Annotated in this window: 14 protein-coding genes and 1 pseudogene; 6 read left to right on the top strand and 9 right to left on the bottom strand. The window is 40.6% G+C overall.

From position 1 onward, the window contains the following. The first annotated feature begins 130 nt into the window (after nucleotides 1–130). From J2T13_RS02265 to J2T13_RS02250, 4 genes and pseudogenes are all read left to right on the top strand, one after another. On the top strand, nucleotides 131–1,285 hold the full coding sequence (locus J2T13_RS02265) for an ABC transporter ATP-binding protein (RefSeq protein WP_429367925.1): 1,155 nt from the start codon (nucleotides 131–133) through the stop codon (nucleotides 1,283–1,285). Beyond that, the gene (locus J2T13_RS02260) at nucleotides 1,272–1,955 is read left to right on the top strand and encodes an ABC transporter permease (RefSeq protein WP_429367923.1); all 684 of its coding nucleotides are present in this window, start codon (nucleotides 1,272–1,274) and stop codon (nucleotides 1,953–1,955) included. Before J2T13_RS02265 ends, J2T13_RS02260 begins: the two co-directional genes overlap by 14 nt. After that, a pseudogene (locus J2T13_RS02255) lies at nucleotides 1,952–2,821 on the top strand (glycine betaine ABC transporter substrate-binding protein); the annotation flags it as partial. The gene J2T13_RS02260 and the pseudogene J2T13_RS02255, both read left to right, overlap by 4 nt. Before the next feature lie 36 nt (nucleotides 2,822–2,857). After that, entirely contained in the window at nucleotides 2,858–3,508 is a 651-nt protein-coding gene (locus J2T13_RS02250; protein ID WP_429368307.1) for an ABC transporter permease, read from the top strand. 113 nt (nucleotides 3,509–3,621) lie between these two features. On the opposite strand, the gene J2T13_RS02245 is transcribed toward J2T13_RS02250, so the two are convergent. Further along, nucleotides 3,622–5,655, bottom strand: coding sequence for a Na+/H+ antiporter (locus J2T13_RS02245; protein ID WP_429367922.1), 2,034 nt, complete (start codon nucleotides 5,653–5,655; stop codon nucleotides 3,622–3,624). A 230-nt stretch (nucleotides 5,656–5,885) separates the two neighbouring features. Between J2T13_RS02245 and J2T13_RS02240 the strand changes: the two genes are divergently transcribed. Continuing rightward, a complete protein-coding gene (locus J2T13_RS02240; protein WP_429367920.1) occupies nucleotides 5,886–6,803 on the top strand; it encodes a rhodanese-related sulfurtransferase in 918 nt (305 codons plus the stop codon). 16 nt (nucleotides 6,804–6,819) lie between these two features. Continuing rightward, a complete protein-coding gene (locus tag J2T13_RS02235) occupies nucleotides 6,820–7,467 on the top strand; it encodes a helix-turn-helix transcriptional regulator (protein WP_429367918.1) in 648 nt (215 codons plus the stop codon). A 67-nt stretch (nucleotides 7,468–7,534) separates the two neighbouring features. Here the strand turns inward: J2T13_RS02235 and J2T13_RS02230 are convergent, their stop codons facing one another. From J2T13_RS02230 to glcT, 8 genes are all read right to left on the bottom strand, one after another. Then, nucleotides 7,535–8,512 (bottom strand): diaminopimelate dehydrogenase, encoded by a 978-nt coding sequence (locus J2T13_RS02230; RefSeq protein WP_429367916.1) that lies wholly within the window; start codon nucleotides 8,510–8,512, stop codon nucleotides 7,535–7,537. 297 nt (nucleotides 8,513–8,809) lie between these two features. Next, nucleotides 8,810–9,433, bottom strand: a complete 624-nt coding sequence (locus J2T13_RS02225; protein WP_429367914.1) for a 50S ribosomal protein L25 — start codon at nucleotides 9,431–9,433, stop codon at nucleotides 8,810–8,812. A 295-nt stretch (nucleotides 9,434–9,728) separates the two neighbouring features. Continuing rightward, the gene (locus tag J2T13_RS02220; protein ID WP_429367913.1) at nucleotides 9,729–9,863 is read right to left on the bottom strand and encodes a hypothetical protein; all 135 of its coding nucleotides are present in this window, start codon (nucleotides 9,861–9,863) and stop codon (nucleotides 9,729–9,731) included. Between the two features lie 9 nt (nucleotides 9,864–9,872). After that, nucleotides 9,873–11,963 carry a type I pullulanase gene (pulA, locus tag J2T13_RS02215; RefSeq protein ID WP_429367911.1) on the bottom strand — a complete coding sequence of 697 codons (2,091 nt, stop codon included), beginning with the start codon at nucleotides 11,961–11,963 and terminating at the stop codon, nucleotides 9,873–9,875. A gap of 274 nt (nucleotides 11,964–12,237) precedes the next feature. Then, on the bottom strand, nucleotides 12,238–13,953 hold the full coding sequence (ptsP, locus tag J2T13_RS02210; protein WP_429367909.1) for a phosphoenolpyruvate--protein phosphotransferase: 1,716 nt from the start codon (nucleotides 13,951–13,953) through the stop codon (nucleotides 12,238–12,240). Then, the gene (locus tag J2T13_RS02205) at nucleotides 13,946–14,221 is read right to left on the bottom strand and encodes an HPr family phosphocarrier protein (RefSeq protein WP_429367907.1); all 276 of its coding nucleotides are present in this window, start codon (nucleotides 14,219–14,221) and stop codon (nucleotides 13,946–13,948) included. Before J2T13_RS02205 ends, ptsP begins: the two co-directional genes overlap by 8 nt. Nucleotides 14,222–14,309: 88 nt before the next feature. Then, nucleotides 14,310–16,367: a glucose-specific PTS transporter subunit IIBC gene (gene ptsG, locus J2T13_RS02200; protein ID WP_429367905.1), complete on the bottom strand. Its 2,058-nt coding sequence runs from the start codon at nucleotides 16,365–16,367 to the stop codon at nucleotides 14,310–14,312. Between the two features lie 263 nt (nucleotides 16,368–16,630). After that, nucleotides 16,631–17,485 carry a glucose PTS transporter transcription antiterminator GlcT gene (glcT, locus tag J2T13_RS02195; RefSeq protein ID WP_429367904.1) on the bottom strand — a complete coding sequence of 285 codons (855 nt, stop codon included), beginning with the start codon at nucleotides 17,483–17,485 and terminating at the stop codon, nucleotides 16,631–16,633. Nucleotides 17,486–17,554 lie beyond the last annotated feature (69 nt).

The following is a 17,554-nucleotide window of genomic DNA, read 5'->3' as shown; positions in this document are numbered from 1 at the left end:
GTCTATATCATACTATATGCAAACTTATGTTTGGAGAAGTCTCAGCTAACATTGGATTCGCTACAGCTGAAACAACCAAACAAACTTTTATACATTACATATCAGTCCTAATAGAAAAGGCGGTAACCGAATGATTCAATTTCAAGGAATTAACAAGGTCTATGAGAACGGAAATGTAGTGCTTAAGGATATTAATCTAACGATTAAGGAAGGTGAAATCACCGTACTAATCGGTCCAAGTGGCTGTGGCAAAACAACGACAATGAAGCTGATAAATCGTTTAATTAAACCCTCCAACGGTACAATAACCCTACACGGTGAAGATATTTCTACCATAGATCCCGTAAAGCTTCGTAGAAAGATAGGCTATGTGATTCAAAGCATCGGACTGTTTCCCCATATGACCATTGGCAAAAATGTGGGTGTAGTGCCCCGCTTGCAAAAATGGGAAAAACAAAAAACGGAAGCAAGAGTAGACGAGCTCTTAAAGCTTGTAAACTTAGATCCCGACTCATATAGAAGTCGTTATCCCTCTGAATTAAGTGGTGGGCAGCAACAGCGAATCGGTGTCATCCGCGCTTTGGCTGCGGATCCAGCAGTTATCCTAATGGATGAACCTTTCAGCGCATTGGATCCCCTAAGTCGTGAACAGCTACAAGAAGAACTTATTCGTTTACAACATGAATTGAAAAAAACGATTGTCTTCGTCACACATGATATGGATGAGGCCATCAAAATTGCCGATACCATTATATTGATGAAGGATGGCGAAATTGTTCAAACTGGACATCCCGAACAAATTTTGCGTCATCCAGCAAACGATTTCGTAAAAAACTTTTTCGGTACAAAAAGAATGCAGGACAATGTATTAGAAGCACCCACTGTAGACGAAGTCATGATAGAAAATCCAGCGACCTCGTACCCATCTAGAGGGCTTGCCTCTGCAATGAAAATGATGGAGAAAAGACGTGTGGACTCCTTGTTGATCGTCGATAAAGATAACCATTTACAGGGTAGTATATCTATTTATCGCGTTTTGGACCAATATGGCGAGGAAACCAAAACCGTTGCCGATGTCATGATGCCAGTTGTCCATATCGTGCAAACCGGAACTTCTCTGTCCGTTGCATTGAACATCATGACTGAATATCAATTGTCTAATTTAGCCGTTGTAAAGGGCGACAACCAATTAATCGGTATTATTACGAGAGGAAGTGTAGTGAGTCATCTGGCAGAAGTCTACTCTCCTCAAGTTCATGGGGGCGATATCGATGCCGAAATCTAATTTTGTTGTCACTTATTTGAAATTTCTGCAGGAACGTTATTTGGATATTTTGACGGCTATTCAACAGCACTTAATCATCACTGCTGCTTCTATCCTTCTAGGTATACTAGTAGCCGTTCCGTTAGGTATGTTTCTGGCGAAGAACAAGATTAAATGGCTGCATACGTTGATCTTTACTATTACCAATATATTTCAAACTATTCCAAGCCTAGCTCTTCTGGCTCTTCTTATTCCACTCATGGGAATTGGGATAAAGCCGGCAATCTTCGCCCTTTTTCTATATTCCTTATTGCCTATTCTACGCAACACATACGCAGGCTTCACCTCTGTCGATCCTGCCATGCTAGAATCGGCTCGCGGCATGGGTTTTAGCGCGACTCAACGGCTGCTGCAAATTCAGCTTCCACTTGCCTTTCCTTACATAATGTCTGGTATTCGTGTCACTACGGTCTATATTATTAGCTGGACGACACTAGCAGCCTTGATTGGTGCAGGAGGCTTAGGGGAGCTCATCGTTTCCGGTATTGGAGTGAACAAGAAAGAACTTATCATAACAGGCGCCGCTTCTGCGATCCTGCTAGCCTTACTAGCTGATCTGTTATTTGGAGCTATTGAAAGATGGGCTTCTCTTAAAACAAACAAAATAACCAAACTGCAGGTGGAAAAATGAAAAAAATAACAACACGGATTGCCACCTTATGCTTTATTTCCATATTGTCATTGGTCGTCTCTGCATGCGGTAAGGGTGCCACAGATACGATAAAAATAGGTGCGCAAACATACACAGAAGTCAAAACTCTAGCTGAGATGTATAAGGTTCTTATTGAAGATCGCACAGAATTAAAGGTCGAAATTGTACCTGATCTTGCATCCAGTCCTATTATTATCTCAGCCATGAAGAACAATGAAATTCAAATGGGCACCTTATATTCTGGAGAAATTTTCAACAACCATTTTCCGGTTAAAGAAAGCAATGAGCGTCAAGAGGTTCTACAACAAGCCCAAGAAGGATTCAACAAATACTTTGATTTCAAATGGTTTGATTCTTATGGCTTTGAGAATACGTATGCATTAACTGTGACCCAAGATGTGGCTAATCAATATAATCTGAGTACTGTATCTGATTTAAAGAGTCATGCCCAAGATATGAATATTGGCGTCGACTCAACCTGGCTTGAGCGGGATAGTGATGGTTATAATGCCTTCACCCAATTTTATGGATTCTCATTTAAGAAAGCACTCCCCATGGAAATTTCCTTAGTGCATAAAGCGGCGGCTGATAAAAAAGTCGATGTTGTCGTTGCTTATACGACAGACTCAGGAATACAACAATATGACTTGAAAACATTAAAGGATGATAAACAATTTTTTCCACCCTATGATGCCTCGCCTGTCGTGAGAAATGATATCTTAAAGCAATATCCGGAATTGAACGATATGATTTCTTTATTGGTAGGTAAAATGGATACAAATACAATGAGCGCACTTAACTATGAAGTTGAAGTCAATAAACGCTCACCGAAAGAAGTAGCGTATGAGTTTTTGAAAACAATTAATCTACTTGATGCTGACGTGACTCCCCCGAGATCGGATCTAAATCTTTTGCAATATGTACAGCAGAACGCTGGGTATCTCTTACACTTAACATGGGTGCATATTATCATGGTGTTCAGCGGTTTGGGGCTGGCGCTCATTGTGGGTATTCCACTCGGTGTCCTCAGTGCCCGCAGCAAAAAATTAGCAGCCTTTATTCTGCCTGTGGCTAACTTTATTCAAGTTATTCCAAGCCTAGCTTTGTTAGCTTTACTAATGATCGTACTTGGCTTAGGATTCAAAACGGTTGTTGTTGGCTTGTTTTTATATTCCTTGTTGCCCATCATTCGCAACACCTATATGGGTTTAATTCAGGTGGATCCGGGTATAAGTGAAGCCGGCAAGGGTGTAGGCATGAGTAGCATGCAATTGCTACTACAAGTGCAACTTCCTCTAGCGCTACCGTTCTTGATGGCTGGACTTCGCATAGCAGCAGTCATCGCCATCGGTGTAGCAACGCTCGCTCCGCTCATTGGCGGCGAAGGGTTAGGACGCGAAATTTATTCCGGCCTTAACCTGCACAATAATATCAAAATTTATGCTGGTGCAATACCCGCTTGTCTGCTCGCTATTCTAGCAGATATTTTCCTCGGTATGTTGCAAAATAAGCTAAATCGCCGTAATCAGTAGGTAAGCATCTTCATATATAAAAAACGGCAGTACAAAACTCGATGTCGTCGAGTTTTGTACTGCCGTTTTAATGTACCCATTTTATGTTAGAAATCCCATAGGCGCAAGTCCTCCTATTCATGTTCATCCACTTCTAGCATTCCTGCTTCTAAAAAGTTTATAAATTGACGTAATTCATTAGCCATTTCGCGCGAGATGGTTCCTTCTTCAAACATGTTCTGGACTTCATCTCTTTCAATCTGTATTGCCTTGAACTGAAATTCAACTCTTTGCTGCTGAAATTCTTCATCTTCCTGGACTTGTTCATATTCGTGGCTGAACATTCTCTCGATGGTACGGTTGTATTGTGCAACAATAAGCAAAGACGCTTTTCTGTTATCTTCATTCATATGATTGTTAATGGCGGAAATTGCCGCATGCGATGTCTTAATTTTAATTTCTTTCAAAGAATTAAGATCTTCTTGTGACCTTCTTCCTGTATCCGTATGCACCACGTTACGCATAAGACGTCTAATTCTGAACATAGATATCATAAGCCTCATCTTCAAACGATTAGATAACATCATTTCCATATGGTCAATAGCCTCTTCAAATTGATCAGCAACCTCTTGCGAAACAGCTTCCGTCGCTAATAATCTCTCCATTTCATCACGTTCAGCCTGAATACCCAACAGTCTGACATCCAATGCAGATTGTCTAAAGCTGGAATTAGAAGACTCAAGCATTTCCTTATTAGCCATTTGTCTCAATTTCTTATTGTAATCTGCTATTACAGATAAAGCAGCCGCCTCATTATCATCATTTATTTCTTGTCTAATTCCATGAATCGCTGCCTTTATAATCTTAACTTTAGAAATCTGTTCTTGACCATCCATATCTTCTGCTTCCGTAACCTCTGTTTTCTTAGAGAAAAGGGGTAATGTCACACTCGCAATCACTAAGGTTGCCAGAATCACTCCTGAGGCAATGAAAATAATTAAATCCCGCTCCGGAAATGGACTCCCATCCTGTAAAACAAGTGGGATGGAAAAAGCACCCGCTAGGGTTACCGCTCCACGTACTCCAGATAATGAAGTTAACACGGCCGAATTCAATTTCGGCTTGTCTAACTGTTCTCTTGATCCAAAAGCCCATGTTCCCTTTGAAAAGAAATAGACCCAAGCAAAACGAAGTAACACTAAAGCAAGGGTTATAACAATAATATATCCGATTACCTGTAAGTTATTGAACGCACTACTCTCAAATATAACGCGCGTAACATCTGGAATCTGCAATCCCAGTAGAACAAACACTAAGCCATTCAAAATATAAATAATGATAGACCATGTACTCTCAGAGACAATTCTCAATTTCATCGTTGCAGAGGTTTCTATTCGATCTCTTTCTACTGCATGAACTATACCCCCAGCTACCACAGCTAATATTCCTGACATGCCAAGCTCTTCAGCAATGATATAAATTACAAAGGGTGTTAAAATCTGTATCAACATGTGCATCGTTACATCTTCCATACCATGGCGACGTAGAAATACTCTCAACCAAACGACTAAGAGAGAAATAATCGCCCCTACGATAACCCCGCCTAGCGCAATTATAATAAAACTAAATGTAGCATTGCCTAGTGAAAATACGCCTGTCACCATAGCTGCAACTGCGAATTTAAAGGCAACGAGGCCAGAAGCATCGTTCATGAGTGCTTCACCTTCAAGCAGACGCATAATTCTTTTAGGTAAATTAGCACGACCGGCCATAGCTCCTACGGCGACTGCATCTGTTGGGGATAGAATAGCAGCCAGAGCGAATGAGGCTGGCAAGGGGATCGAAGGAATCATCCAATGAATCATGTAACCGATAATCAGTACCGTTGCAAATACGAGCCCTAGAGCAAGCATGAGGATCGACGCACGTAAATTCCAAAGTTCTTTCCTTGGTGTCCTTAGCCCATCATTAAATAACAACGGTGCTATGAATAGTAATAAAAACAACTCTGGATTCAAAGTTATATGTATTCCGCGAGGTATGAGTACAACCCCAATTCCTAAAACAATTTGAATTAATGGAACAGGAATAAATGGAACAAAACGATTTAGTATATTAGAAATCCCTATAATAGCTAGCAATACTAAAATATCTAGAAAGATCTCCATGATGCTTGAACTCCTTATGTGTGTATTGACTTACTTCATATTAATATTTGACTTACTTCATATATAATCCCCTTTTTTGGGAATTCCATAAGTATAACATAATCCATACACCAAAACACATCGCGGATCCTATGTCATTATTATACTTATTATACTTCTATATTGACTAAGTGCGGGAAGTTCATCTACAATTAGTATGACAAAAATCTATTAGGCAAGGTGATCAAGTAATGGCTCAAGAGCAAGAGCAACACCAATATCGCATATTGTTATACTATAAATTCGTCAATATAGCTGATCCAGCACAATTTACGATGGAACACTTACAGTACTGTAAAGATTTAAACGTTAAAGGTCGTATCTTAATAGCCGAAGAAGGTATTAATGGTACGATATCTGGAACTGTGGAACAGACAGATCAATATATGAAGGATATGCTTGCTAACCCACTCTTCACAGATATGGTATTCAAAATAGATGAATCCGAAGAACATGCCTTCAAAAAGATGTTCGTGCGTCACAAGCAAGAGCTTGTAACATTTCGTTATGAAGAACCATTGGACCCTAATCAATTAAGCGGTAAAAGATTGTCTCCGGTAGAATTCTACGAAGGACTTCAGCAAGAGGATGTCGTTGTTATCGATGGTCGGAATGATTATGAATATAATATAGGGCATTTCCGCAATGCTATTCGCCCAGAAGTCGATTCTTTTCGTGAATTTCCCGAGTGGATCCGTAACAATTTAACCCAATACAAAGATAAGAAAGTATTAACATACTGCACAGGCGGCATACGTTGTGAGAAACTAACGGGCTTCCTTATGAATGAAGGATTTAATGATGTTTCGCAACTAGAAGGCGGTATCGTAACTTACGGCAAAGATCCAGAGGTTAAAGGTAGATTATTTGACGGTAAGTGTTACGTGTTCGATGAACGTGTATCCGTGCCTATCAATCGTACAGATGAAGATATTATCGTGGGTAAATGTCATCATTGTGGCACTGCCGAAGATCGATATATTGATTGTGTTTATGATAGCTGTCATCTACAACATGTATGTTGTGAAGCGTGTGAGAAGGAGCATCATGGATTCTGCTCAGATCAATGTGAAGAAACATATATGGCTTTGGCTACTCAAGAACAATGAAGAATGGAGGGCTCGTATGAACAGAACAATTGAACTCTCCACTCGAGAGCAAATTGTGCACATGTTGAAGACGAAAGAACCCCTAACGGCCAAAGACATCACCAATGAACTTCAGATTACTGAAATGGCTGTCCGACGACACTTAGCAACACTTGAGCGAGATGGATATTTAGAAACAAGCATGATTCGTCAAACGATGGGTAGACCTACAGCTGTTTATCGCTTGAGTGAGCTAGCAGAGGGATTCTTCCCTAAGACCTACCATACACTGACTTTAGATTTATTAGGAGAGCTAGTGCAAGAGTCCGGCGAAGATATTATAAAAACTCTTTTTGACCGACGTAAAAGTAAACTTCAATCTAAATATGAAGCCAGTATGGAAGGTCTTAGTCTTTCGGAGAAAGTGCTCCAACTGACGAAACTTCAGAACGAGAATGGGTATATGGCAGAGTATGAAGAACGTGAGAATGGCGATTATGTAATACAAGAGCATAACTGTCCCATATCCCAGATCGCTAGTGAGTATAAGCATGCTTGTAACTGTGAATTGGATCTATTCAAATCTATTTTACAAGTCGACGTGGATCGAACGGAATGCTTAGCGACAGGTGGAACCAAATGTTCCTATGTTATTTCTAATCCCTCGCCTCGTATCCAACCCTAACGAAGAACAAGAGGACACACGCTGCATTCGGTAGCGTGCGTCCTCTTGTTATACCTAGAATCAAAGACTAAAGAAGTTCCTTACGTAACTGTTCCGCTGATTTCGGTGATAACAATCCGAATGGAATATCAAAAACAGTCTTAGCCCCAACCTGCCCTTGACCCGCCAGTTTATAAGCTGCGCGAGCATAAGCAACTAGAACGCTTGCTGTAAACTCTGGGTTACTATCAAGCTTCAATCCAAATTCAATAATTTGCGTATTGTTGTCTCCTGTAGTTCCACTGCGTAGAACTGTTCCTCCATGCGGCATGGCTGAATGGTTCTTCTTTAGTTCCTCTTCGCTAATGAAATGAACGATTGTATCATAATCCGCAAAGTAGTTTGGCATTTGTTTGATTTCTTGTTCAATCCTACTTTGGTCTGCGCCCGCCTGAGCAACAACGAAACATTCACGTAAATGCTTATCACGAATGGATAATTGAGGATTCAGCCCCTCGCGCACCTTGGCTACAACTTCTTCCACAGGAATCGTGTACTGAACGCCATGCGTAACACCCTCAACACGACGAATCGCATCAGAATGGCCTTGGCTAACACCACGTCCCCAGAATGTATACTCTTTACCTTCAGGCAAGATAGCTTCTGCAAGCATTCGGTTAAGTGAGAACAATCCTGGATCCCAACCTGTAGAAATAATACTAACATGTCCCGCTTCTTGAGCAACAGCATCTACAGATGCGAAGTACTCTGGAATTAGCGCATGTGTATCATAACTATCAACCGTATTGAATCCTTTAGCAAAATATGGACCCTGTTCAGGTAAATCTGTTGCTGAACCACCGCATAGAATCATTACATCGATTTCACCGATATATTTCTTGGCTTCTGAAATGTGTAGAACCGGAACCGTCGCAATCACGCCTTGTGGTTCACGACGAGTAAATACCGCAATAACGTTCATATCTGGATTCTGTTGAATCGCTTTCTCTACGCCTCTACCCAGGTTACCGTATCCTACAATTCCTACTTTTATCTGTTGTGTCATGGGCTCCTCCTAAATTTCCTGAGTTGTCATAGAACCTAATCTTTTTCATCCGCGTTTCTATTATATACGGAGCGCTGGATCAATTCCAATCAAAATGTTCAAATTTATAGTCATTCTTACACTTTTTGCACTAATACAGTCACAATATGTCGCTTGACCGCATCACGAAATACTATTCCTACTTTGACTTCAATGGAAAGAAACGTAGTAACGTCTAAGTTGCCGAGTTGAATTAATCATCATTAGAATCACAATAAAACCCAGCCATTAAATGGCTGGGTTTAGTTATCTATTACTCTACTCTTTTTCTTCAGTTTGTGCTGGTGCAGCAGCTTCTTCCGTTGCTTCTGCTTCTGCATCACCTTCTATAACTGAACGCGGTGCTGTTACTGAAGCAAGGAGAAGCTCTTCTCCTGAAGAGATTAAGGTAATCCCCTTAGGTAACTTCACTTCATTAGCGCCAAGCTTGTCTCCCATATCAAGATGAGAAATATCCACTTCAATTGAAGTTGGAAGATCGGCAGGGAGTCCTTCCACTTCAATATCCTGTTCCAAATGTTGCACAACGCCGCCTAATAGACTACCTTTGGCCACACCTTGATAATCGATTGGAATACGTACGCGAAGTGGTTTGTTCGCAGAAATTTGTAAGAAATCTACGTGGCTCAATTGGCCATTCTTTTTCTGGAAATCTTTAATAATCACGGACAAGTCCTTAGAACCAGCCAATTTTAAATTAAACATCTCAGTTCGACCCGTGCGCGCTACCTTTAACATTTCTTTCGCATCAACATGAAGGGATATACTCTCTGTATCCAATCCGTACACGACTGCAGGAATACGTCCATTTTGTCTTAGCGTACGAAGTGAAGAATTTTGCATATCTGTTCTTGTTTCAGCGGTAATAGAATGGGTTGTCATAATTACAATCTCCTCCAAAATAAAATCCTAGTGTGTCTACATTAATTAAGTACTCTTCTATCTATTACCCATTCTTGAGCGAACTCAAACATTATTATAGAAAAGAAATTTATGGTAAGGTTCAGAAAACAAAGAAACTGTCCCTTGGCATAGCTTTTAGGACAATCCCTTCGGAGAATTTATATGATTTCACTACTTAGATGCTAACTTGTCATTTTCCACTCGTTATTATCACTCTTCACTATGACACGAAGTGGACCTTGCGATAAACTAAGATCGATATATCGATCTCTCTCTACGTCCTTCTCCTCCCATTCATGAAGACGAATAAGATAGCCAAGCCAATATGTTTGGCACCAGGTACCACCGGAATAACAGCGACCGCTCGGCCATCCACCACCCTACTGAAGTCCACGGCATGTTCCCTCATACCTGTTCCTCATACCCACAAGTTCCACCCTTCGTAATCACCGTCAGGGCGTTCATAGTGAAGTTCAATATCTCTTGTAACATAGGGCTTAGCATCAGTTTCCTGATAAAGTACCATCATTGAAATTTTCGGTACGGAAACATAATCTCCATACACTTTATTCAATGACTTAACACCAGCCGCGTGTTCATTAACCACAATATTCCAACCTGTGTTAGAGTGAGGTAAATCAACGAGCTTCTCATGGTTGTTGGCATTATAGCTGACCATAATATTACTCCAGCTATCTCCATTCGCATGATTCTTTAACTGATACGTCACTAGATTATCTCCACATTGCAGCACTTCCAAATGGGCTTCTATTTGCTCTTTAGAATGCATTCTAAATGCGGGATGAGCCCTCCGTAAATCAATTAGACCCTTGTAATAGCGGAATACAGAATGAAACCTTCGTTTGTTATCCCACCGAATAGCATTAATAATATCCCCACTTTGGTAGCTATTGTGATCACCAAATTTAGAGCGAAGGATCTCATCCCCTGCTTGGAACAAAGGAATCCCTTGAGATGTTAACACAATACCATTGGCCAGAATCGTCCTACGAACAGTTTCACTATGAAGCACATCCTTCATCATTATGCTTCTGTAAGGGTCTACAGTCTCTAAAGCAGTCGTAGCTAACGTACTGACCGCAGAGAGCAATCCTGCATCCTTACGTAGACCTTCTGTTGTCAATACCTTATCCCATAAATTCAAATTATCATGAACGGTTACGTAATTAATCGACTCTGTTGGAGAATTTGTAAAGTCATGTATCGACCCCATCACTCCACCTATGATTGCAAACTCCTTCCCTGACTCGCCTGTAGCGAATCCTCGTCCCCAGCCGTCATTATCACCTTTAATAGCATGCCGAAAATGATCATTAAATAGAGCGAATCCCTTACCTTTTTGCGAACCTTTTAAAGTCTGTTGAGCCAGAGGAGATTCGCCTCCCGTCCACGGTTCTCCATAAATCATTAAGGTAGGATCAGCTAAATGCAGTTCTTGTGTAATCTCATCTATTGTCTGTGTGTCAATAAGTCCAACCAGATCGAATCTAAACCCATCCACATGATACTCCTCTGCCCAATACCGAACAGAATCTTTAATATATTTGCGTACCATAGGTCTTTCAGAAGCAATCTCGTTGCCTACTCCAGAACCATTAGACAACCTACCTGCATGATCTGTTCGATAGAAATACCCTGGTACAATCGGCTCAAAGGGGCCGTCATCCACCACATAGGTATGATTGTACACAACATCCATAATGACCCGAATGCCCTTTCTATGGAAGGTTTGGATCATTTCTTTGAATTCTCTAATCCTTATTGCTGGGTTGATTACATCTGTAGCATAGGAACCCTCAGGTACGTTGAAATTTTGCGGGTCATATCCCCAATTATACAGAAGCTCGTCGGCGTTCTGATCTTGTGAGGACAACTCATTTACGGTCTTATAATCAAATACGGGTAACAAATGTACATGCGTAATTCCTAGTTCCACTAAGTGATCAATGCCAAGTGAATTTCCATCAGCATCCTTAAGGTTACTCTCTGTAAATGCCTTGAATTTCCCTTTTTGACTCATTCCTGAGTCATGATGCATCGAGAAATCTCTTACGTGAAGCTCATACAGAATAGCATCCGTTACATGAACCAGGGGAGGCTTTATATCCTCATTCCAACCTGACGGGTCTGTGGATCTCAAATTAACGATTGCGGTTCTTGCGCCATTAGCCGCTACCGCTTTTGCATAAGGATCAACAGCATAGCGAACAACACCATTGGCAAATTCCGTTTTGTACATATAGAACAAACCTTCTAAATCCTTAGCCAAATGGATAGACCATACACCACTCGCTTCCAACGTCATGACAATCTCCGTACCATCACTATGTTCCGTCACTTGACCTTGAGGATTATAATGACCTGCATCTTTATATAGAACTAGGGATACGAGACTCGCCGTTGGCGCCCAAACTTTGAATGTACTGCCACTTATTGAATAGCTGCAGCCCAAATCTCGACCTTCATAATAACTTGTTATATTCATCATCCATGTCACCACCATATTATGCCTTAGGAAAAATCGCTTTCAACATATACTATGTAGCACTAGCCTCATTGGCAAGGGTATTATCCAAATATCGATCAAATTAAAGTTATATGGTCCTAAACTGAACTTGTTTCAGGTCATCTTATCCTTCGTAATGGAATACAAAAGAGCGGTTTCCATGAAGGAAACCGCTCTTTTGACTGAACCACTGTCTAGCGTTATGCGACAGGTCTTAACATCTGTCATATAGAGAATGATATCAGGTCATATGAAGTTATTCGCCTAATGTTGTCTTTACTAATTCCACAACTTCTTCCGCAGTACCTAGCGTAAGAGCAGTTGCAGCTAGTTGTTGCATGTCCGATGTAGATAGCTTTGAAATCAAGCTCCGTGCAGGAAGAATAGAAGATGCACTCATACTAAATTCATCAAGACCTAATCCTAACAACAACGGAATAGCTGTTGTATCACCAGCCATTTCCCCACACATTCCGACCCAACGGCCTTCTTTATGCGCAGCTTCAATGACCATATTGACCAATCTAAGGATAGATGGATTATAGGGTTGATATAAATAAGATACACGTTCGTTCATTCGATCTGCCGCCATTGTATATTGAATCAGATCATTCGTACCGATGCTGAAGAAATCGACTTCTTTAGCAAACAGATCTGCAAGTACAGCAGTACTTGGAATCTCTACCATGATGCCCAGCTGGATATTCTCTGCTACTTCAATGCCTTCAGAAGCTAAGTTCGCCTTCTCTTCAAGTAGCAATGCTTTCGCTTGTCTGAATTCACCCAAGGTAGCAATCATTGGAAACATAATTCGTAGGTTACCGTACACGCTAGCCCGAAGCAAAGCACGTAATTGTACACGGAAAATATCTTGTCGATCTAGACACAAGCGGATCGCTCTAAAGCCAAGAAACGGATTCATTTCCTTTGGCATTTCCAAATAAGGAAGTTCCTTATCTCCACCGATATCTAGTGTACGAACAACGACGGGCTTACCTTCCATTTTCTCAAGAACGGTCTTGTACGCTTTATACTGAACATCTTCTGATGGAAGCTTATCCCGACCCATGTATAGGAACTCTGTACGGTATAATCCGACAGCTTCTCCACCATGCTCCAAGACACCCTCAACATCAGCTGGTGTTCCGATATTAGCTGCTAGCTCAACATGCTTACCATCTTGAGTAACTGTAGGTTCATCACGAAGTTTCTTCCATTCTGTTATTTGCAGATCATATTCCTGTTGTTTCTTGTGGTATTCCGCAACCAATTCTTCTGATGGATTAATAATGACTTCACCAGCTAGTCCATCCACAATAATAAGATCTCCACTAGTTACATGTTTCAATATATCCTTCGTACCTACAACAGCAGGAATCTCAAGTGAACGAGCCATAATGGCAGAATGAGAGGTTCTTCCTCCAATATTCGTTGTAAATCCTTTGACATATTGACGATTAAGCTGCGCTGTATCTGAAGGTGTTAAGTCCTCAGCAATGACGATAACTTCCTCGTTAATTTCAGCAGCACTTACATAATTCAAGCCTAATAAGTGCTTTAGAATCCGTTTCGTTACATCGCGCATATCTGCAGCACGTTCCTGTAGATATTCACTTTTCATATTCTCAAACATATTAATAAATTGCCCGGCTACCTCATTCAATACGAAGCTAGCATTTAATGAATCCGCAGCAATTTGATCTTTTACAGGACTAATAAATTCTGGATCACTCAGGATCAGAAGGTGAGATTCGAAAATCTCAGCCTTCTTCTCACCCAATTCTTGAAGTGTACGATCCTTAATTGCTTCGAGTTCTATTCTAGATTTCTCTAGAGCATCATCAAGCTTAGTGATTTCAGACCATGTGTCTTCTACATGCTGTTTCTCTATAGAATAATCAGGATGTTCTAGAATGAACGCTCGAGCAATGGCAATCCCTGCCGAAGCAGCGATACCTGTAATCTTATTCATGTAACTCGCCTAATCCTGCACTGATCATCACTTCTTGTAATGTATCCAATGCTTCAGCTTCTTGTTCACCTTCTGTAATAAGGGACAATGTATCTCCCTTTTCAAGACCTAAAGATAGAACCCCTAGAATAGATTTCAAAGTTACTTTCTTGCCATTGGATTCAGCAAACGATTCTGTTGTTTTAAATTTAGTAGCAGCGCTCACTAGAGCTGTTGCTGGACGTGCGTGAATTCCATCTTCATCGATAATTTTGAATGTTTTTTGCATAATATTCATCCTTCTTTCAATATAATTTTAGTTTACTTATTCTATTGCAGTCGTTAACAATACATTAAAGTAATAGCAACATTAAGAATCATTTTATCGTAATAATGTTCTCTTCGCCAATTTTCAGCACGCCTGTCTTGTTTAACGTTACAGAAGCACCTTCAGGAAGATTAGAGAATATAATCGGAGAAATGATGGATGGAGCATGCTCTTTCACATACGCTAGATCCACTTCCATAATCGGTTGTCCCGCAGTTACAATATCTCCTTCTTGTACTAAGACATTAAAGCCTTGTCCTTTAAGTTTGACTGTATTTACACCAATATGCACCAACACTTCTTTGCCACCATCAGACATGATCCCAATTGCGTGCTTACTAGGGAACACATTGAATATTGTACCATTGACTGGAGAAGTAATTGTACCGTCATGAGGCAATACTGCAAATCCATCGCCCGTCATGCGTTCAGAGAATACAGGATCAGGAACCAAGGAAATATCCATTAATTCACCGTTCACAGGCATCACAATTTCTTCCGCTACAATCGCTTCAGTCTCTGGAGCTACGTCACCCTCTACTTCTGTGACTGGCGGTGCTACTGGTGGCACTACTGCAGTTGGCATTGGAACGCGTCCAGCCATAACATCCTGCATCTGCGTTTTGATCGTATCAGATCGAGTACCGAAGATAGCCTGGACATTGTTACCCACTTCCAAGACACCCGCAGCACCAAGCTGTTTCAGACGATCCTTGTTGACGTGAGTCTTATCATTAACTTCAATCCGCAAGCGCGTGATACAAGCATCTAGATGCTTAATATTCGAAGATCCACCAAAGGCTTCAAGGATATTACGCGGAAGCTCATCTGCTGTTACTTTAACCGAATCTCCACTCTCTACAGTAGCTTCTTCCCGTCCTGGAGTTTTCAAATTAAATTTCCGAATCATAAACCGGAATCCAAAGTAATAAATGACCGCTAATATCAACCCTACAACAATGACTAGAACCCAGGGTGTTCGATTGGGGATAATACCAAAGATAAGGAAATCGATAAAACCACCGGAGAATGTCATACCGATCTTCACACCCAATATTTGCATCGTCATAAAGGACAAACCTGCAAAAATCGCATGAACTGCAAACAATAGAGGCGCTACGAACAAGAATGCAAATTCAAGCGGCTCGGTAATTCCTGTTAAAAAAGAGGTCAATGCCGCGGAACCCATAATACCTGCGACGTACTTCTTGTTTTCTGGTCTTGCTTCATGATACATAGCAAGTGCAGCAGCTGGAAGGCCAAACATCATGAATGGGAATTTACCAACTTGGAATGTACCTGCTGTTAATTCTACGCCATCCCGTAACTGATTGAAGAAGATTTGTTGATCTCCTCGGATAAGAACACCCGCACTGTTCACATATTCGCCAAATTCAAACCAGAATGGCGAATAGAAAATATGATGTAATCCAAACGGAATCAGTGAACGTTCAACTACCCCGAAAATGAAGGCCGCTAACGTTGGATTTGAATCGACCATAAAGTGAGAAACTGAATTCAATCCACCCTGAACAGCTGGCCATACAACCACTAAGAGTAAACCAACTAGGAGCGAAGCTACTGAGGTAGCAATTGGCACAAATCGTTTACCTGCGAAGAATCCCAAGTAGGATGGCAGCTCGATTTTGAAAAAACGATTGTACATGGCTGCTGCTAATACCCCGATAATAATACCGCCAAATACCCCCGTACTTAACGTAGGTATACCTAGGATACTGGCATATCCAGGAACATTGCCCACCATTGCTGGTGTTACACCAACGGCTGTTCCTAAGGTAACGTTCATTACCAAATAACCTATAATCGCTGCAAGACCTGCAACGCCTTCACCACCCGCTAACCCGATCGCTACACCAACTGCGAATAGTAGCGCTAAGTTATCAAAGACAATCTGTCCAGCATTCATCATAATCATTGCGACAGACCTAACCCATTCTGTATCTAGAGCGGTTACATACTGCAGAAAATCTGGATTAATGAGCATATTCCCGATTCCTAACAGAAGTCCGGCAGCTGGAAGAATGGCCACTGGAAGCATTAACGCTTTACCCACTCTTTGTAATACTCCAAAAAGTTTCTTAAACATTTTAGCTAGAACTCCCTTCTTCATTGAAATTAGTATGGGTTGACAGGGAAACATCAAAAAAGACATGAGTGTATACATAGATTTGGTTAGTTATTCTAACCCAAGGTTAGAATGCCCATTAAGGACAATATAAACCAAAAACCTGTAATTAACTCATGCCTGATCGAATCAGTAACACGTATAATAAAATGATTTATTTAATTGTCAAACCACGAGAGCCATTGTAGCACCTTTTAATTACACATTCAAGACCTAATCCAAAGTTAGTCCTCATGGTTATCTTTCTTCTCTGCTAAACGTTGAAGATGAATCGTTAAATAACTGACTTCAGAAGGATATACAGGCTTATGCAAACTTTGCTCCATCACCTTAGTCAACTTCCATGCCAAAGAATATAACTCAGGATATTGATCATGCAGCAACTTATCCAGTGAACTAATTTCTAGATCAGTCTCTCCTCTTCTTATCCGTTCTAAAGCAAACCTCAGGTGTGTGAGTAATCTAGAATAATCTAACGAATGGCGCGGAATATGATAATCCAACCTTTCTTCAATTAAATCAACCAACCGCACAACCAGCTCAGAATGTTTCTTAACCTCAGTTATATGTTGGTCTGTAAGAGCACTATGAATATGTAAAGCTACAAATCCAACCTCATCCTGTTCTAAATCCACACTCAGTTTAGTACGTATTAAATCCACTACATACTCTGCCAATTGATATTCCATAGGATACATTTCTTTGGTCTCGAATAGGAAAGGATTAGTAAACTTAATCCCTTGCTCATGTCGCTTAATAGCAAATGAAATATGGTCTGTTAGTGCTATGTGTATATGCTCGTTTAAGGGTGCATGACAATTTTTATTAATATAGATAATGCCTTCATTCACCACTTCAATTACCTTTTCAGCTACTTGAGGAATTAATTGTTTGTATTGCTCTTGTTCCTGCTGATTCGTCAGTATAAACATTTTTTCTACAGATGCTGCGGATAAATGATCGTAGGTTTTATGATTAAAACCAATTCCTTTACCGATAACTACAACTTCCTTATACGTAGGATGATCCGCAATAATCACATTATTATTTAGAACTTTTGTTACTCTTAGGCTACTCACATTTGCACCTCATTAGTGAATCTTAAACTTCATGATTCTAACAGAAATTCAAGCAATAGTCAAATATAA

This window comes from Paenibacillus sp. DS2015 (assembly GCF_050433705.1).
Taxonomy (GTDB): domain Bacteria; phylum Bacillota; class Bacilli; order Paenibacillales; family Paenibacillaceae; genus Paenibacillus_AQ.
Note: the sequence above shows the minus strand (reverse complement) of the source record. Positions and strands in the feature narration are given on the sequence as shown.

Excerpts from the sequence above, each read along its gene's own strand:
- J2T13_RS02265 (WP_429367925.1), top strand. The coding sequence starts at position 131 with ATGATTCAATTTCAAGGAATTAACAAGGTCTATGAGAACGGAAATGTA.
- J2T13_RS02260 (WP_429367923.1), top strand. The coding sequence starts at position 1,272 with ATGCCGAAATCTAATTTTGTTGTCACTTATTTGAAATTTCTGCAGGAA.
- J2T13_RS02245 (WP_429367922.1), bottom strand. The coding sequence starts at position 5,655 with ATGGAGATCTTTCTAGATATTTTAGTATTGCTAGCTATTATAGGGATT.
- J2T13_RS02240 (WP_429367920.1), top strand. The coding sequence starts at position 5,886 with ATGGCTCAAGAGCAAGAGCAACACCAATATCGCATATTGTTATACTAT.
- J2T13_RS02235 (WP_429367918.1), top strand. The coding sequence starts at position 6,820 with ATGAACAGAACAATTGAACTCTCCACTCGAGAGCAAATTGTGCACATG.
- J2T13_RS02230 (WP_429367916.1), bottom strand. The coding sequence starts at position 8,512 with ATGACACAACAGATAAAAGTAGGAATTGTAGGATACGGTAACCTGGGT.
- J2T13_RS02225 (WP_429367914.1), bottom strand. The coding sequence starts at position 9,433 with ATGACAACCCATTCTATTACCGCTGAAACAAGAACAGATATGCAAAAT.
- J2T13_RS02220 (WP_429367913.1), bottom strand. The coding sequence starts at position 9,863 with ATGAGGGAACATGCCGTGGACTTCAGTAGGGTGGTGGATGGCCGAGCG.
- pulA (WP_429367911.1), bottom strand. The coding sequence starts at position 11,963 with ATGATGAATATAACAAGTTATTATGAAGGTCGAGATTTGGGCTGCAGC.
- ptsP (WP_429367909.1), bottom strand. The coding sequence starts at position 13,953 with ATGAATAAGATTACAGGTATCGCTGCTTCGGCAGGGATTGCCATTGCT.
- J2T13_RS02205 (WP_429367907.1), bottom strand. The coding sequence starts at position 14,221 with ATGCAAAAAACATTCAAAATTATCGATGAAGATGGAATTCACGCACGT.
- ptsG (WP_429367905.1), bottom strand. The coding sequence starts at position 16,367 with ATGTTTAAGAAACTTTTTGGAGTATTACAAAGAGTGGGTAAAGCGTTA.